Genomic DNA, 16106 nt, shown 5'->3' on the forward strand with positions numbered 1-16106 from the left:
CCCGGAAGCTAAGCCTTTCAGCGCCGATGGTACTGCAGGGGGGACCCTGTGGGAGAGTAGGACGCCGCCGAACAATCTTTCAAAGGACCCTTGGTCCTCAGCGTTCACGCTGAGGACCAAGGGTCCTTTTTGTTTTGCACCTCTTTCACGTTTTACGCCGAAGCGCGGCCATGGGCTGGTTGCGCGAGAATGACTAGCGGTACCCCGAAGACAGGAGTCACACCCATGTCCAACTCTCCCGACGATCGTCCGGAGCGCGAGCCTCGTCGCAACGACGGCGGTGACAGGGGCGGCTACCGCGGGGGCCGTGACGACCGTGGCGGTGACCGCGGCGGCTTCCGCCGTGACGACCGCGGTGGTCGCCCCGCCGGTGGCGGCTTCCGCCGTGACGACCGTGGCGGCCGCCCCGCCGGCGGTGGCTTCCGCCGTGACGACCGTGGTGGCGACCGTCCGTCGTACCCGCGCCGCGATGACGAGCGCGGTGGTTTCCGCGGCGGTCGCGACGACCGTGGTGGCGACCGTCCCTCCTACGGCCGCCGTGACGACGACCGTGGGGGTCGTCCCTCCTACCCGCGCCGCGACGACGAGCGCGGTGGCTTCCGCGGCGGCGACCGTCCGTCCTTCCGCCGTGACGACCGGGGCGGGGACCGCCCGTTCTCGCCGCGTCGCGATGACGACCGCGGTGGTTTCCGCGGTGGTCGCGACGACCGCGGTGGCGACCGTCCGTCGTACCCGCGCCGTGACGACCGGGGCGAGCGTCCCTCCTACCCCCGTCGCGATGACGACCGCGGTGGTTTCCGCGGCGGTCGTGACGACCGCGGCGGCGACCGTCCGTCGTACCCGCGCCGTGACGACCGCGGCGAGCGCCCCGCCGGCGGTGGCTACCGCGGCCGTGACGACCGCGGCGGCGACCGTCCGTCGTTCCGTCGTGACGACCGGGGCGAGCGTCCCTCCTACCCCCGTCGCGACGACGAGCGCGGTGGCTTCCGCGGCGGCGACCGTCCGTCGTACCCGCGCCGTGACGACGACCGTGGCGGTCGTCCCTCCTACCCGCGCCGCGATGACGACCGCGGTGGTTTCCGCGGCGGCCGCGACGACCGTGGTGGCGACCGTCCCTCCTACGGGCGCCGTGACGACGACCGTGGCGGTCGTCCCTCCTACCCGCGCCGTGACGACGACCGCGGTGGTTTCCGCGGCGGCCGCGACGACCGTGGTGGCGACCGTCCGTCGTTCCGTCGTGACGACCGGGGCGAGCGTCCCTCCTACCCCCGTCGCGACGACGACCGTGGCGGTCGTCCCTCGTACCCGCGCCGCGATGACGAGCGCGGTGGTTTCCGCGGCGGCCGCGACGACCGTGGCGGCGACCGTCCGTCCTACGGCCGGCGTGACGACCGTGGTGGGGACCGTCCCTCCTTCCGCCGTGACGACCGGGGCGACCGGGGCGACCGGGGTGACCGTCCGTCCTACCCGCGTCGCGACGACCGGGGCGGCGAGCGCGGTGGCTACCGTGGTGGCCGCGATGACCGCGGTGGTTTCCGCGGCGGCCGCGACGACCGCGGCGGCCGTGAGTTCCGTGCCGACCGCGACCGGGACCCGGTCAAGCGCCTCCCGATCGACGAGGACGTCACCGGCAACGAGATCGACGCCGACGTGCGCCAGGAGCTCCTGAGCCTCCCCAAGGGGCTGGCCGAAGAGGTCTCGCGCAACCTCGTCATGGTGGCCCGGCTGATCGACGAGGACCCCGAGCAGGCGTACGCGTACTCCCGCATCGCCCTGCGCCTGGCCTCCCGCGTCGCCGCCGTCCGCGAGGCCGCCGGCTTCGCCGCGTACGCGACGCAGAAGTACAGCGAGGCGCTCGCCGAGTTCCGGGCCGCCAAGCGGATGACCGGTTCCGTCGAGCTGTGGCCCGTCATGGCCGACTGCGAGCGCGGCCTCGGCCGTCCCGAGCGGGCGCTGTCCATGGCCGGCGAGCCCGAGGTGCAGAAGCTGGACAAGGCCGGCCAGGTCGAGATGCGTCTCGTCGCCGCCGGTGCCCGCCGGGACATGGGCGAGCTCGACGCCGCCATCGTGACCCTCCAGAGCCCCGAGCTGGCCTCCAACGCCGTGCACCCGTGGACCGCCCGCCTGCGGTACGCCTACGCGGACGCCCTGCTGGCCGCCGGCCGTGAGGACGAGGCGCGCGAGTGGTTCGCGAAGACCCTGGAGGCCGACAAGGACGGCGCGACCGACGCCTCCGACCGCCTCGCCGAGATCGACGGCGTCGAGTTCGTGGACGCCGCCGTCCTCGACGAGGACGAGGACGCGGACGTCGACGACCTCGGTGACGAGGACGACGAGGACGAGGACGCGGCCGAGGTGGCCGCCGCCGAGCGCGCCGCCGACCAGACCGAGTACTACGACGAGGACGACGAGGAGTACGAGCCCGTCGACGGGCCGGACGCCGACGTCGACCTCACCGACGAGATCGTGGTCGTCGAGTACGAGGACCGCGAGGCACGCGACAAGGCCTGATCGGGTCTGATGCCGAAGAAGGGCGGCACCCCCTCGGGGGTGCCGCCCTTCCGCACGTCCGGCTCCGGGGGCGGGCGGATCAGCCCAGGCTGCGCAGGACCAGGCCGGTGGCCGGCTTCGGGCCGAAGGAGGTGGACTTGCGGGGCATCGTGACGCCCTGGCGGGCCAGGTCCCGTACGACCTCCTCGCGGACCGGGTGCAGCAGGACGGCCGTGCCGCCGTGGCGCTCGGCCATCGCGACGGTGGCCGCCGCGTCGTGGATGTACGCGATGTGCTCCGGGGCGTCCGGGACCTGCCACAGGGCGTCCAGCAGGGACGCGTGCAGCACCGTCGCGTCCAGCCGGCGCCAGGCCTCGGGGCGGTCCCGGCGGACGGTCCGCTCGATCAGGTCCGGATCCGGGTCGGTGACCAGGTGGAAGGCTCCGTCCCCGGTGAGGAGGAAGGCGTTGCCGCGTTCCGAGGCGTCGGCGAGCGCCTCCAGGGCCAGCGGGAGCGGACCGTCGACCGGACGGACCCGGAAGGAGCCCTCCGCCTTCGCCAGGGCCTCGGCGAGGGGCAGGCGGCGCAGCATGCGGTGGATGGCGCGGACCTGGAGCGGGTAGCGGGCGGTGTCCACGAGGAGGACCAGGCCGAAGTCCCAGGGGGTGGGGGAGGCGTGCTCCTCCTGGAGGCGCAGGTACGTCGCCCAGCGGTGGTGGCCGTCGGCGATGAGGGCCTGGCGGTGGGCCAGGTCGCCCGTGACGGCGGCCAGCTCGGCGGGGTCGGTGACGGCCCAGAGGCTGTGGCGGAACCCGTCCTCGGTGACCGTGGACAGCAGCGGTTCGCGGGCCGCGGTGGCCTCGACGACCGCGTCCGCGCCGGCGCCCGGGCCGTCGCCGCGGTAGGTCAGCAGGAGGGGTTCCAGGTTGGCCGAAGTGGCGCGCATCAGGCCGGCCCGGTCGGTGACCACGTCCGGCATGACGTCCTCGTGGGGCAGGACGATGCCGGCGTCCGCGGGGGTGAGGGCCAGGGCGCCGATGATGCCGCGTTGCAGGAGTCCGGCCTTGCGCTGCTCGTAGACGTAGAGACCGGGCAGCGGGTCGGCGCTGAGGACCCCCTGCGCGAGCCAGTCGCTCAGGGTGCGGGCGGCCTGCTCGTTGCGCGCGGCCGGGGTGCCGGCCTGGGGCAGGATGAGCCGGACGATGTTGTGCGGGTCGGCGGATTCGAGGTAGTCGACTCCGTCGGGACGCACGACCACGTCGTACGGCGGCGAGGTCACCGCCGCCAGGCTGCCGACGCGCTCCGGGACGTACCGCAGTCCGTGGAAAGGGGTCAGGCGCAGCCCGTGCTCCGCGTTGCCAGGTGTGGTCATTGGTGCATGGTAAGACCCGTCTCGCGATCCGGGACGGCCGGGGGAGCACCCGGGTAGTGCAAACTCGGACAAGATCAAACGTAAGAACCGAAGCACCGCTACAGTCCTGAGCGTTTCGAGAACATTCATTGAGGAGCGGCCAGATGACCCGGCAGAGCAGGACCCGTCCCGCGGGCAGTGAGCGGAGTCTGCACCAGGCGTACGACACGGCCCTGCTGGACCTGGACGGGGTGGTGTACGCGGGCGGTCACGCCATCGCGCACGCCGTCGAGTCGCTGGCCGCCGCCCGGGCCGGCGGGATGCACCTGGCGTACGTCACCAACAACGCGCTGCGGACCCCGGAGGCGGTCGCGGAGCACCTGGGCGAGCTGGGGATCCCGACGGAGGCGGGCGAGGTGATCACCTCGGCGCAGGCGGTGGCCCGGCTGATCGCGGAGCAGGTGGAGCCGGGGTCGAAGGTGCTGGTGGTCGGCGGGGAGGGGCTGCGGGTCGCGCTGCGCGAGCGTGGGCTGGTGCCGGTGGAGTCCGCGGACGAGGAGGGGCTCGCGGCGGTGGTCCAGGGGTACGGCGGGCCCGACCTGGCGTGGGGGCGGTTCGCGGAGGCGGCGTACGCGATCAACCGCGGGGTGCCGTGGTACGCGTCGAACACGGACCTGACGATCCCGGGGGCGCGCGGGATCGCGCCGGGCAACGGGGCCGCCGTGGAGGTCGTACGGATCGCCACGGGCGCGGATCCGCAGGTGGCGGGGAAGCCGCTGCCGCCGATGCACCGGGAGACGGTGCTGCGGACCGGGGCCCGGCGGCCGCTGGTGGTCGGGGACCGGCTGGACACCGACATCGAGGGCGCGTTCAACGGGGACGTGGACTCGCTGCTGGTGCTGACCGGGGTGACGGACGCGGCGCAGCTGCTGCGGGCCGAGCCGCGGCACCGGCCGACGTACGTGGACCGCGACCTGCGGGGGCTGCTGACCGGGCAGCCGGAGGTGTCGGAACGGCAGGGGGCGTGGCGGTGCGGCGGCTGGAGCGCGGCGCACGCGGGGACCGGCCTGGAGCTGACCCGGGTCGCGGACGCGGTGCGGGAGCCCGATCCGGTCGACGGGCTGCGGGCCCTGTGCGCGGCGGCCTGGTCCGCGGCCGGGGACGGGGGCTACGCGGACGACGTGGACAAGGCGCTGGCCGCACTGGGGTGGTGAACGGGGGGCGCCCGGCCGTTCAGGGGACATCCCGGGTGCAGGGTAGGCTAACCTAACCTTCGTGTTGGCTGAGAGTCCCCCCGAAACCGAGCGGCCCGCGCCGCTGCCTGCCGTGGCCCGTCCGGGCCACGGCAGGCGCACCGCAGGTCTGCTGACCGCCCTCGCCGTACTGGCCCTGGTCGCGGTGGCGAGCATCGCCGTCGGCGCCAAGGCCATGCCGCTCGCCGACGTCTGGCACGGGCTGTTCCACTACAGCGGCACGACGAACGACGTCGTCGTACGGGACCTGCGGGTCCCGCGCACCGTCCTCGGGGTGATGGTCGGGCTCGGACTCGGCCTGTCCGGCGCGGTGATGCAGGCCCTGACGCGCAACCCGCTGGCCGAGCCCGGCATCCTCGGCGTCAACGCCGGCGCCTCGGCCGCGGTCGTCTCCGCCATCAGCTTCTTCGGGGCGAGCACGCTGACCGAGTTCGTCTGGTGGGCCTTCCTGGGGGCCGCGGTCGTCTCCGTCGCCGTCTACGTGCTCGGCGGCAGCCGCAGCGCGACCCCGGTGCGCCTCGCGCTCGCCGGTACGGCGGCCAGCGCGGCCCTCGTCGGCTACATCAACGCCGTCCAGCTCCTGGACAGCCAGGCCCTGGGCAAGCTCCGCTTCTGGACGGTGGGTTCGCTGGCCTCGGCCACCATGGACACCGTCCGCCAGGTGGCCCCCTTCCTGCTGGCCGGCGCCCTGCTCGCGCTGGTGCTCGGCCGGCCGCTCAACGCGATGGCCATGGGCGACGACACCGCCCGGGCACTGGGCGCCCACCTGACGCGGACCCGGATCGGGGCCATGGCCGCCATCACCCTGCTGTGCGGGGCCGCGACCGCCGCCTGCGGGCCGATCGTCTTCGTCGGGCTGATGATCCCGCACCTGGCGCGCCTGGTCACCGGGCCCGACATGCGCTGGGTGCTGGCGTACTCGGCCGTGCTGTCTCCCGTGCTGCTGCTCGGCGCCGACGTGATCGGACGGGTCGTCACCCGGCCCGGGGAGCTCCAGGTCGGCATCGTCACCGCTCTGATCGGCGGCCCCGTCTTCATCCACCTGGTCCGGCGCAAGAGGATGGCCCAGCTGTGACCGACACCCGGATCCGCGCGGCCGCCCGGCCGCGCACCCTGCGCGGCCCCGGCGCCACCTCGCTGCGCGTCGAGCCGCGCGCGCTGCTGGCCGGGCTGCTGCTGGCCGCCGCGACGCTGGTGCTGTCCGTCGTGCTCATCGGCACCGGCGACTTCGCCCTGGCGCCCGCCGACGTCGTCCGGACCCTGCTGGGCGACGGCACCCCCGCCGACGACTTCATCGTCAACGACCTGCGGCTGCCGCGGGTGCTGGTGGCGATCCTGGTCGGCGCGGCCCTCGGGATGTCCGGGGCGGTCTTCCAGTCCGTCTCGCGCAATCCGCTCGGCTCGCCCGACCTGCTCGGCTTCGGGTACGGCTCGGCGGTCGGCGCGCTCGTCGTCATCACCCTGTTCAAGGGCGGGGCCACGGCGGTCGCGCTGGGCGCCGTCGTCGGCGGGGTGGTGACCGGGGCCGTGGTGTACCTCCTCGCGTACAAGAAGGGGATCCACGGGTACCGGCTGGTGCTGGTCGGCATCGGCGCCTCGGCTGTCCTCGTCGCCGTGATCCAGTACCTGATCGCCAAGGCGGAGCTCATCGAGGCGACCCGGGCGATGGTCTGGCTGACCGGTTCGCTGGCCGGGCGCGACTGGGGGCAGGTGTGGCCGCTGGTGGTCACCTGCGGGGTGCTCTTCCCCCTCGTCCTCGGGCAGAGCAGGGCCCTGCGGGTGATCGAGATGGGCGACGACGCCGCGTACGCCCTGGGCGTGCCGGTCGAGCGGACCCGGATGCTGCTGATGCTGGCGGCGGTCCTGCTGACCACGGCGGCCGCGGCGGCGGCCGGGCCGATCAGCTTCGTGGCCCTGGCCGCCCCGCAGCTGGCCCGGCGGCTGACCCGGTCGCCCGGGTCGAACCTGCTGACCGGCGCGCTGATGGGCACCGTCCTGCTGCTGGCCTCCGACCTTGCCTCGCAGCGGGCCTTCGGCGCGGACCAGCTGCCGGTGGGCGTGGTCACCGGTCTGGTCGGCGGTGTCTATCTGCTCTGGCTGCTCGTCATGGAGCGCAGGGCGGGACGCGTATGACCGGCACGACGCACACGACGGGCGCGGTGGACGCGCCGCACACCCACGGGCACGGCCCGGCCGACACGAGGAGTACGCAGGTGCAGAGGCTGACCGCGGAGAACGTCACCCTCGGCTACGACCAGCGGGTCATCGCCGAGAACCTCTCGGTGGAGATCCCCGACCACTCGTTCACGGTCATCGTCGGCCCCAACGCCTGCGGCAAGTCCACGCTGCTGCGCGCCCTGTCGCGGATGCTGAAGCCCTCCGCCGGGCGGGTCCTGCTGGACGGGCGGGCCATCACCTCGACGCCCGCGAAGCAGGTGGCCCGCACGCTGGGGCTGCTCCCGCAGTCCTCGGTGGCGCCCGACGGCATCACCGTCGCCGACCTGGTCGCCCGCGGCCGGTACCCGCACCAGGGGCTGCTGCGCCAGTGGTCGGCGGAGGACGAGCGGATCGTCCTGGAGTCGATGGCCTCCACCGGGGTCGCCGAACTCGCCGACCGGGCCGTGGACGAGCTGTCGGGCGGCCAGCGCCAGCGGGTGTGGATCGCGATGGCGCTGGCCCAGCAGACCCCGCTGCTGCTCCTGGACGAGCCGACGACCTACCTGGACATCCAGCACCAGCTGGAGGTCCTCGACCTGTGCGCCCAGCTCCACGAGGAGCAGGGGCGGACCCTGGTGGCGGTGCTGCACGACCTCAACCAGGCGGCCCGCTACGCCACGCACCTGATCGCCCTGCGCGGCGGGGTGGTGGTCGCCGAGGGGCCGCCGTCCGAGGTGGTCACGGCCGGGCTGGTGGAGGAGGTGTTCGGGGTGGCCTGCCAGGTGATCGACGACCCGGAGACCGGAACGCCGCTGGTGGTCCCGGCCGCGCGGAGGGCCCGGGCGGAGGCAGGCGTCCGACAGGCCCTAGGGGCCTAGAGGAGGCTCTTGAGGCGCAGGAGGTCGCGGAAGCCGGCCTCCAGACGGACCCGGCCCGAGGCCCAGGCCTTGGCGAACTTCAGCCGTCCGTCGACCAGGGCCAGGAGGTCGTCCCCCGACATCGCGAGGCGGATCTCCGCCTTGGCGCGGGGCGGGCCCGGGGTGAGGGCGTCCACCCGGATCCGGCCGCCTTCGAGGCGGCCGGTGAAGGTCACGTCGAGGTCGGTGATGTGGCAGCTCAGGGACCGGTCGAGGGCGGCGGCGCCGCGCACGTCGCCGTCGGCCCCCGCGAGGTTGTCGGAGAGTCGGTCGAGTGCGGCGCGGCACTCCTGGATCGTAGCCATGGTGTCCCGACCGTACCGCAGAGCCGCGCGTGGCAGGGGCGGTGCTTCGGGGTAGCGTCGGGGCATGACCGACGATGAGGCCGGGGCCGCCCCGGACGTCCCCCAGGAGCCCGTGACGGAGCCCGTGACCGGGGCCGGGGCGGGACCCGCCGAGCCCGCCGGACCGGCGCCGCTGGGCCTGGTGCGCACTCCCACCGGGCACCCCGGGGTGGACGCGCACCTGGAGCGGCTGGCGGACGCGGACCACCTCGCGGCGGACGGGCACGTCGAGGTGTACGAGGATGTACATCGGGGCCTGCGCGAGGCGCTGACCGCGCTGGACGCACAGCCCGTCCCCGCACCGTACGAAAACAGGAGCTGAACCGAACGTGGCAGGAGTGGCACGCCGCCGCCTGGACGCCGAACTGGTACGCCGCAGCATGGCCCGCTCGCGGGAGCACGCGGCCCAGCTGATCGCCGCGGGCCGGGTGACCGTCGGCGGCACCACCGCGACCAAGCCGGCCACCCAGGTCGAGACCAGCGCGGCCCTCGTCGTCCTCAAGGACGACAGCGACCCCGACTACGTCTCCCGGGGCGGCCACAAGCTGGCCGGCGCGCTCGCGGCCTTCCGGCCCCTGGGGCTGGCCGTCGAGGGCCGCCGGGCGCTGGACGCGGGCGCCTCCACCGGCGGGTTCACCGACGTGCTGCTGCGCGCGGGCGTGGCCCACGTCGTCGCCGTGGACGTCGGCTACGGCCAGCTGGCGTGGTCACTGCAGAGCGACGAGCGGGTGACCGTCAAGGACCGCACGAACGTGCGCGAGCTGACCCTCGAACTGATCGACGACGTCCCCGTGGACCTGGTCGTCGGCGACCTGTCCTTCATCTCGATCGGTCTGGTGCTGCCCGCGCTCGTGCGGTGCACGGCGCCGGACGCCGACCTGGTGCTGATGGTCAAGCCGCAGTTCGAGGTGGGCAAGGAGCGGCTCGGCAGCGGCGGTGTGGTGCGCAGCCCCGAGCTGCGGGCCGAGGCCGTGCGGGAGGTGGCCGCGCAGGCCTGGAAGCTGGGGCTGGGCGTGCTGGGGGTCACCGCGAGTCCGCTGCCCGGCCCGTCGGGGAACGTCGAGTACTTTCTGTGGCTTCGGGCGGGGGCACCGGCACTCGACCCGGGGGATGTCGACCGTGCAGTGGCGGAGGGGCCTCAGTGACAGATTCGTCGTCAGCGTCAGCGGCAGCGTCAACGGGTTCGACGGGTACCGCGCCTTCGGCGGAACCGGGGGCGGGCCCCCGGACCGTCTTCCTGGTCGCCCACACCGGGCGGCCCGCGGCCATACGCAGCGCCGAGCTGGTGGTGCTCGGGCTGCTGAAGTCGGGGATCGGGGTGCGGGTCCTCGCGTACGAGGCGCGGGACCTGCCGCTGCCGCCCGAGGTGGAGCTCGTCGGGGAGTGCACGCCCGAGGTGCTGGCCGGGTGCGAACTGCTGATCGTGCTCGGCGGGGACGGGACCCTGCTGCGCGGGGCGGAGTTCGCGCGCGGGTCGGGGGTGCCGATGCTGGGCGTCAACCTGGGCCGGGTGGGCTTCCTCGCCGAGGCCGAGCGCGACGACCTGGACCGGGTCGTGGACCGGGTGGTGCGCCGGGCGTACGAGGTCGAGGAGCGGATGACCCTCGACGTCCTCGTCCGGACCAACGGTGACGTGGTCCACCGGGACTGGGCGCTGAACGAGGCCGCCGTCCAGAAGGTGTCCGCGGAGCGGATGCTGGAGGTGGTCCTGGAGATCGACGGGCGGCCGGTGACCGGCTTCGGGTGCGACGGCATCGTCTGCGCGACCCCGACCGGCTCGACGGCGTACGCCTTCTCGGCGGGCGGTCCGGTGGTCTGGCCGGAGGTGGAGGCGCTGCTGATGGTGCCGATCAGCGCACACGCGCTGTTCGCGAAGCCGCTGGTCACCTCGCCCGACTCGGTGCTGGCGGTGGAGGTGCAGACCGGGACGCAGCACGGCGTGCTGTGGTGCGACGGCCGGCGGACGCTGGAGCTGCCGGCCGGGGCACGGGTGGAGGTCCGGCGCGGAACGGTGCCGGTGCGGCTCGCCCGGCTGCACCACGCGTCCTTCACGGACCGGCTCGTGGCCAAGTTCGCGCTCCCGGTGTCGGGTTGGCGCGGCTCACCGCACTGAGGACGCCGTCGGACTCGTTAATAGCACACCCGTTCGGAGAACTCCGGGCGGGTGAGGTCACATGGCACCCGCGAAACCTCGGTATGGTCGTCCCGTGCTTGAGGAGATGCGGATACGGTCACTCGGGGTCATCGACGACGCGGTGGTCGAGCTGTCGCCCGGTTTCACCGCGGTGACCGGCGAGACCGGTGCGGGCAAGACGATGGTCGTCACCAGCCTCGGGCTGCTGCTCGGCGGCCGCGCCGACCCGGCCCTGGTACGGATCGGGGCCAAGGCGGCGGTGGTCGAGGGCCGCGTCGTCCTGCGCCCGGACGCGGCCGCCGCCGTGCGGGCCGAGGAGGCCGGGGCCGAGCTCGACGAGGGCGCCCTGCTGATCAGCCGGACCGTGTCCGCCGAAGGACGTTCGCGCGCCCACGTCGGCGGCCGCTCCGTCCCCGTCGGCCTGCTCTCCGAGCTGGCCGACGACCTGGTCGCCGTCCACGGGCAGACCGACCAGCAGGGCCTGCTGAGGCCCGCCCGCCAGCGCCAGGCCCTCGACCGGTACGCCGGCGACGCCGTCGCCGTCCCCCTGGAGAAGTACGCCGGCGCCTACCGGCGGCTGCGCGCCGTCTCCGCCGAACTGGACACGATCACCACCCGGGCCCGGGAACGGGCGCAGGAGGCCGATCTGCTGCGCTTCGGCCTGGACGAGGTCGCCGCCGTCGAGCCGCTGCCGGGCGAGGACGCCGAGCTCGCGGCCGAGGCCGAGCGGCTCGGCCACGCCGAATCCCTGGCCTCCGCCGCGCAGGCCGCCCACGCGGCCCTCGCGGGCGACGTCGAGGACCCGGAGGGCGTCGACGCCAACACCCTCGTCGCGGGCGCACACCGCGCCCTGGAGGCCGTGCGCTCCCACGACCCGGTGCTCGGCGGGCTCGCGGACCGGATCGCGGAGCTGGGCATCCTCCTCGGCGACGTGGCCGGCGAGCTGGCCGGATACGCCGACGACCTGGACGCCGACCCCCTGCGGCTGGCCGCCGTGGAGGAGCGGCGGGCGGCACTGACCCAGCTGACCCGCAAGTACGGGGACTCCGTCGACTCCGTCCTCGAATGGGCCCAGAAGGGCTCCGCCCGGCTGCTGGAGCTCGACGGGGACGACGAGCGGATCGAGGAGCTGACCGCCGAACGGGACGCGCTGCGCGCCGAACTGTCCCAATTGGCCCAGGCGCTGACCGACGCCCGCACGGAGGCCGCCGAGCGGTTCGCCTCCGCCGTGACCGCCGAACTGGCCTCCCTGGCCATGCCGCACGCCCGGGTGACCATCGACATCCGCCAGACCGAGGAGCCCGAGGGCGTCGAGGTCGGCGGCCGGCCGGTCGCGTACGGGCCCACCGGCGCGGACGAGGTCGAGCTGCTGCTCGCCCCGCACCCCGGCGCCCAGCCCCGGCCGATCGCCAAGGGGGCCTCCGGCGGTGAGCTCTCCCGGGTCATGCTGGCCGTCGAGGTCGTCTTCGCCGGCACCACCCCCGTGCCGACGTACCTCTTCGACGAGGTCGACGCGGGCGTCGGCGGCAAGGCGGCCGTCGAGATCGGCCGGCGTCTGGCCAAACTCGCCAAGACGGCCCAGGTCGTCGTCGTCACCCACCTGCCCCAGGTGGCGGCCTTCGCGGACCGGCAGCTGCTGGTCGAGAAGACCGTCGACGGATCGGTGACCCGCTCCGGGGTCACCGTCCTGGAGGGCGAGGACCGGATCCGTGAACTCTCCCGGATGCTGGCCGGCCAGGAGGACTCGCAGACGGCCCGCGCCCACGCCGAGGAACTGCTCGCGGCGGCCCGCGCGGACGGCTGAGGCGCCGGGACGTTAGCCCGTGTGGGTGAGGCTGGGGGGCGCACTGCGGTATCGCGCCCCGGATCCGCACCCGTATGGTCCCGGAACGCGCGTACGGGCTGGCATCCTGGGCGACGTCTCTGACCCCTCACCCTGGAGCTACCACCCGTGAGCAGCTCCCCGGCTTCGGTACCGCCGCCCGTCCTGCCGTACGGGCGGCCCCCGCTGCGCACCGTCCAGGTCCTCGGCGGCGCGGGCGCGGGCAGCAGCGCCCACGTCCGCTCCCTCACGACGGGGCTCGCGGCGCGCGGCGTACGGGTGACCGTGTGCGCCCCCGTCGCGGCCGAGGGGGAGTACGACTTCACCGGCGCCGGGGCCGAGTTCACCCCCGACGCGGGGTACGCGCTGCGGGCCGCCTGCGCCGGGGCGGACGTCGTCCACGCGCACGGCGTACGGGCCGGCATGCGCGCCGCCCTCGCCCTGCGGGGCCGCGGCCGGCGCGCCCCGCTGGTGGTCACCTGGCACGGCACCGCACCCGACGCCGGCCCACTGGGCCGCCTCGGCCGCCTGCTGGAACGCCACGTGGCCCGGGCCGCGGCGGTGGTCCTCGGGTCCTCCTCCGACCAGGTCGACCTCGCCCGCCGCCGGGGCGCGCGGGACGCGCGCCTCGCCGCCGTCTCCGTACCGGCCGCGCCGACGGCGACCGACGCGGGCAAGACGCGGGCGGAACTCGGCGCCGTGGAACGCCCCCTGGTCATCGCGGTCGGCAGCCTGGTCGCCCGCCGCGGCTACTCCGTCCTGCTCGACGCGGCACGGGCCTGGCGGGTGCTGGAACCGGTGCCGCTGCTGGTGATCGCGGGGGAGGGTCCGCTGCGCCCGGAACTGGCCCGCCGGATCGCATCGGAAGACCTCCCGGTGCGCCTCCTGGGCCGCCGCCGCGACGCCGACCGCCTGCTGGCGGCGGCTGACGTCGCCGTCCTGCCCAGCCGCTGGGAAGGCCGCTCCCTGCTGGCCCAGGAGGCCCTGCGGGCCGGCGTCGCCCTGGTGGCGACGGAGGTCGGCGGGGTCCCGGAACTGGTCGGCGACGCCGCGGTCCTGGTCCCGTACGGCGACTCGGGCGCCCTGGCGGGCGCCGTCGCCGCCCTCCTGGACGACCCGGCCCGCCGGGCCGCCCTCGCCGCGGCCGGCCGCGCCCAGGCCGCGACCTGGCCGTCGGAGGACGACACGGTGGCCCAGGTCCTGGCGGTGTACGACGAACTGATGGAACGTCAGCGGTAGTGCGGCCGGGGTCGGAGCCCTCCGGCGGTGGCTCGGCGCCGGGGAACCGGACCCGGTTCGGATGCCCGCACCTGCCCGAAGGCGTAATCTGGAGCCGTCGCCCTGTCCGGCACGGGCCCTTGGCCGTTCGCCGGACCCAGGCAATCGATGCGGAAACCGATCCGGGGCAATGATCCTGCGCCCCCGGAGGTGATGGACATGCGACGCTTGCTCACTGCTGCGGCCCTGGTGGTCCCCCTCGTCTTCGCGGGCGGCCCGGCCGTCGCGGTACCCGAGAGCGCCCCTTCTGCGACCAGCGTGGCGACGAAGAAGGCGGCGGACATCTGCGACTACACCCTCAGGCGTCCGACGATCAAGCGCGGCTCCTCGGGAAGTGCGGTCCAGCAGGCGCAGTGCTACCTCAACCATGCGATGAGGGGCGCGGACCTGGACGAGGACGGGAACTTCGGCCCGGTCACCGACGCGGCGACCAGGCGGTTCCAGCGCTGTGCCGGCATCGTCGTGGACGGAGTCATCGGGGCTCAGACGTGGTCGTCCCTCGTCTTCTGGGCCAACACGTCCGATTACGTCTGCTGACGGCCGGGAGGCCCTGGAACCGGGCCTGACCCGGCGGTCCGCCGGGCCCCCGCCCCCGCCCCCTCAGGACGCCGTCGTGTGCCGCCGGGCCCGGAGGGCCAGGCTCAGGGACAGGACCGTTTCCGGGTCGTCCAGGTCGGTCCCCAACAGCTCCGAGATGCGGGCCAGCCGGTTGTACAGGGTCTGGCGGTTCAGGTGGAGCTCCCGCGCGGTCTCCGCCTTGCGGCCCGCGTGGGCCAGGTACGTCTCCAGGGTGGGCAGGAGCGGCGGGCGCGACGTGGCGTCGTGGGTGCGCAGGGCGCCGATGGCCCGGTCCACGAACGCCGCCAGGTCGGGGTGTTCGCGCAGCCGCCACAGCAATAGGTCGATGTCCAGGCGGCGGGCGTCGTACCAGGGCCGGGCCGGCAGGCCGTGGGCGGCGGTGGCCGTCTCCGCGGCGTGGCGCAGGCCCGCCGAGGCCGCAGCCCAGCTGCCCGAGACGCCGACCACCACCACCGGCGGCGCCCCCGCCCGGTCCAGGCCCGCCCGTTCCACCCCGGCCCGCAGCGCGGCCGCGACCCGGTCGGCGACCCCCGACCGCTCCGACTCCGCGCGCAGCGACACCAGCAGCGGCACCCGGCCCTCCACCGGGCGGACGCCCAGCAGCACCGGCACCCCGACCGAGGACAGCTCCTCCTGCACCGCCCGGGCCAGCACCGACCAGTTCCCGGACGGGACCAGCTCCGAGGACAGCCGCATCACCAGGGGCAGCAGCGGCCCCGCCCCCGGCCGGAAGCCGAGGACCTTCGCCTGCGCCGGGGCGTCCTCCGCCGAGATCCGCCCCTCCGCCAGGTCCGTCAGGAAGTCGCCCCGGCCGCGCGCGGCCAGCTCCTCCTCCTGCCGGGCCTGCATCAGGACCACGGCGAGCACCCCCGCCGTCCGCTCGGCCGCCATCCGGTGTACCGGCAGCAGCGGCGCCGCGACCCCGACCAGCACGACCCGGGCCCGTACCGAGCCGGTACCGTGCCCGCCCCCCGGCACGTCGACCACCACCGCGTTCGCCGGGGGCTCGGCCGCGCGCTGCCCCCGCAGCCCCTCCCACACCTGGAGCGGGTCCGCGGCCGCCTCCCCGGCCACCGACCCGGCGGCGTAGAGCAGTTGGCCGTCCGGGGTCTCCAGGAAGACGGGGTTGGCGGTGAAGTCGGCCAGGATGCGCAGCACCTGCGGGATCCCGCCGCCGCCCAACAGGGCGTCCGTACATCGCCGGTGGACCTCCTCGGCCCGCTGGAGGAGCGCGTAGTGGTGGTTGACGATCTCGGTGTGGATCTCCTCCGTCACCGCGACGAAGGGGACTTCCCGGTGCAGCTGGACCAGCGGCAGGCCGGCCGTCCGCGCCGTCTCCACCAGCGTCGCCGGGAGCCGGGTGAAGCGCGGACCGAGTTCCACGACCAGCGCGGCGATGCCCCGGTCCGCGAGACGGCGTACGAAGGCGCGCTGCTCGGCGGGCCGGGTGCCCAGCCCCAGCCCGGTGGTCAGCAGCAGTTCGCCGCCCTTCAGCAGCGAGGCGATGTTCGGGACCTCGCCCGCGTGCACCCAGCGGACGGTCCGCCCGAGGCGGTCGGCGCAGGCCACCACCTCCGGCAGCCCGCTGCGCAGTCCCGGCAGTTCCAGTGCCCGCTGAACGGTGATCCCGCCCTGGTCGTCCATATCGCGGGACGCTACCGGCCCCTGTGTTCCGAGGACATCACCGGGTGGTCACGGAGTCCGTCATGTCCCCCTGTCGGGCCGACAACTCGTCGCTCCGAGAAGGAGATTATCGGACCGCGTGCCAATTGTGGTGTGCG

14 protein-coding genes, 1 rRNA gene and 1 pseudogene are annotated in these 16106 nt (G+C 74.7%); 13 read left to right on the forward strand and 3 right to left on the reverse strand.

The window, feature by feature from the left end; genetic code table 11:
* From rrf to WDV06_RS25890, 3 genes and pseudogenes are all read left to right on the forward strand, one after another.
* Positions 1 to 73 (forward strand): 5S ribosomal RNA (gene rrf / locus WDV06_RS37365); the annotation flags it as partial.
* 164 nt (positions 74 to 237) lie between these two features.
* Positions 238 to 1461, forward strand: a pseudogene (locus WDV06_RS25885) (hypothetical protein); the annotation flags it as partial.
* A 189-nt stretch (positions 1462 to 1650) separates the two neighbouring features.
* Positions 1651 to 2511 carry a tetratricopeptide repeat protein gene (locus WDV06_RS25890; protein WP_395512201.1) on the forward strand — a complete coding sequence of 287 codons (861 nt, stop codon included), beginning with the start codon at positions 1651 to 1653 and terminating at the stop codon, positions 2509 to 2511.
* A 79-nt stretch (positions 2512 to 2590) separates the two neighbouring features.
* Here the strand turns inward: WDV06_RS25890 and WDV06_RS25895 are convergent, their stop codons facing one another.
* Complete coding sequence (locus WDV06_RS25895) at positions 2591 to 3862, reverse strand: DUF1015 family protein (protein ID WP_395512182.1); 1272 nt, start codon at positions 3860 to 3862, stop codon at positions 2591 to 2593.
* 143 nt (positions 3863 to 4005) lie between these two features.
* Between WDV06_RS25895 and WDV06_RS25900 the strand changes: the two genes are divergently transcribed.
* The 4 genes from WDV06_RS25900 (at position 4006) to WDV06_RS25915 (ending at position 8129) form a co-directional block, all read left to right on the forward strand.
* Complete coding sequence (locus WDV06_RS25900; protein ID WP_395512183.1) at positions 4006 to 5055, forward strand: HAD-IIA family hydrolase; 1050 nt, start codon at positions 4006 to 4008, stop codon at positions 5053 to 5055.
* A 61-nt stretch (positions 5056 to 5116) separates the two neighbouring features.
* Positions 5117 to 6169, forward strand: coding sequence for a FecCD family ABC transporter permease (locus WDV06_RS25905; protein WP_395512184.1), 1053 nt, complete (start codon positions 5117 to 5119; stop codon positions 6167 to 6169).
* Positions 6166 to 7227 (forward strand): FecCD family ABC transporter permease, encoded by a 1062-nt coding sequence (locus WDV06_RS25910; RefSeq protein ID WP_395512185.1) that lies wholly within the window; start codon positions 6166 to 6168, stop codon positions 7225 to 7227. Before WDV06_RS25905 ends, WDV06_RS25910 begins: the two co-directional genes overlap by 4 nt.
* Complete coding sequence (locus tag WDV06_RS25915; RefSeq protein ID WP_395512186.1) at positions 7224 to 8129, forward strand: ABC transporter ATP-binding protein; 906 nt, start codon at positions 7224 to 7226, stop codon at positions 8127 to 8129. Before WDV06_RS25910 ends, WDV06_RS25915 begins: the two co-directional genes overlap by 4 nt.
* On the opposite strand, the gene WDV06_RS25920 is transcribed toward WDV06_RS25915, so the two are convergent.
* On the reverse strand, positions 8126 to 8473 hold the full coding sequence (locus WDV06_RS25920) for an SCP2 sterol-binding domain-containing protein (protein WP_395512187.1): 348 nt from the start codon (positions 8471 to 8473) through the stop codon (positions 8126 to 8128). The two genes, WDV06_RS25915 and WDV06_RS25920, sit on opposite strands and share 4 nt — an antisense overlap.
* 64 nt (positions 8474 to 8537) lie before the next feature.
* Here WDV06_RS25920 and WDV06_RS25925 point away from each other — a divergent pair, with 64 nt between their 5' ends.
* From WDV06_RS25925 to WDV06_RS25950, 6 genes are all read left to right on the forward strand, one after another.
* Complete coding sequence (locus tag WDV06_RS25925) at positions 8538 to 8834, forward strand: hypothetical protein (RefSeq protein ID WP_395512188.1); 297 nt, start codon at positions 8538 to 8540, stop codon at positions 8832 to 8834.
* 7 nt (positions 8835 to 8841) lie between these two features.
* Positions 8842 to 9657 carry a TlyA family RNA methyltransferase gene (locus WDV06_RS25930; RefSeq protein ID WP_395512189.1) on the forward strand — a complete coding sequence of 272 codons (816 nt, stop codon included), beginning with the start codon at positions 8842 to 8844 and terminating at the stop codon, positions 9655 to 9657.
* Positions 9654 to 10625, forward strand: coding sequence for an NAD kinase (locus tag WDV06_RS25935; protein WP_395512190.1), 972 nt, complete (start codon positions 9654 to 9656; stop codon positions 10623 to 10625). Before WDV06_RS25930 ends, WDV06_RS25935 begins: the two co-directional genes overlap by 4 nt.
* Positions 10626 to 10731: 106 nt before the next feature.
* Positions 10732 to 12450 (forward strand): DNA repair protein RecN, encoded by a 1719-nt coding sequence (recN, locus tag WDV06_RS25940; protein ID WP_395512202.1) that lies wholly within the window; start codon positions 10732 to 10734, stop codon positions 12448 to 12450.
* 147 nt (positions 12451 to 12597) lie between these two features.
* Positions 12598 to 13707: a glycosyltransferase family 4 protein gene (locus tag WDV06_RS25945; RefSeq protein WP_395512191.1), complete on the forward strand. Its 1110-nt coding sequence runs from the start codon at positions 12598 to 12600 to the stop codon at positions 13705 to 13707.
* Between the two features lie 198 nt (positions 13708 to 13905).
* Positions 13906 to 14283: a peptidoglycan-binding domain-containing protein gene (locus WDV06_RS25950; protein ID WP_395512192.1), complete on the forward strand. Its 378-nt coding sequence runs from the start codon at positions 13906 to 13908 to the stop codon at positions 14281 to 14283.
* Between the two features lie 63 nt (positions 14284 to 14346).
* Here WDV06_RS25950 and WDV06_RS25955 read toward each other — a convergent pair whose 3' ends face one another.
* Entirely contained in the window at positions 14347 to 15969 is a 1623-nt protein-coding gene (locus WDV06_RS25955) for a PucR family transcriptional regulator (RefSeq protein ID WP_395512193.1), read from the reverse strand.
* Positions 15970 to 16106 lie beyond the last annotated feature (137 nt).

Source organism: Streptomyces racemochromogenes (assembly GCF_044129415.1).
GTDB lineage: Bacteria > Actinomycetota > Actinomycetes > Streptomycetales > Streptomycetaceae > Streptomyces > Streptomyces racemochromogenes_A.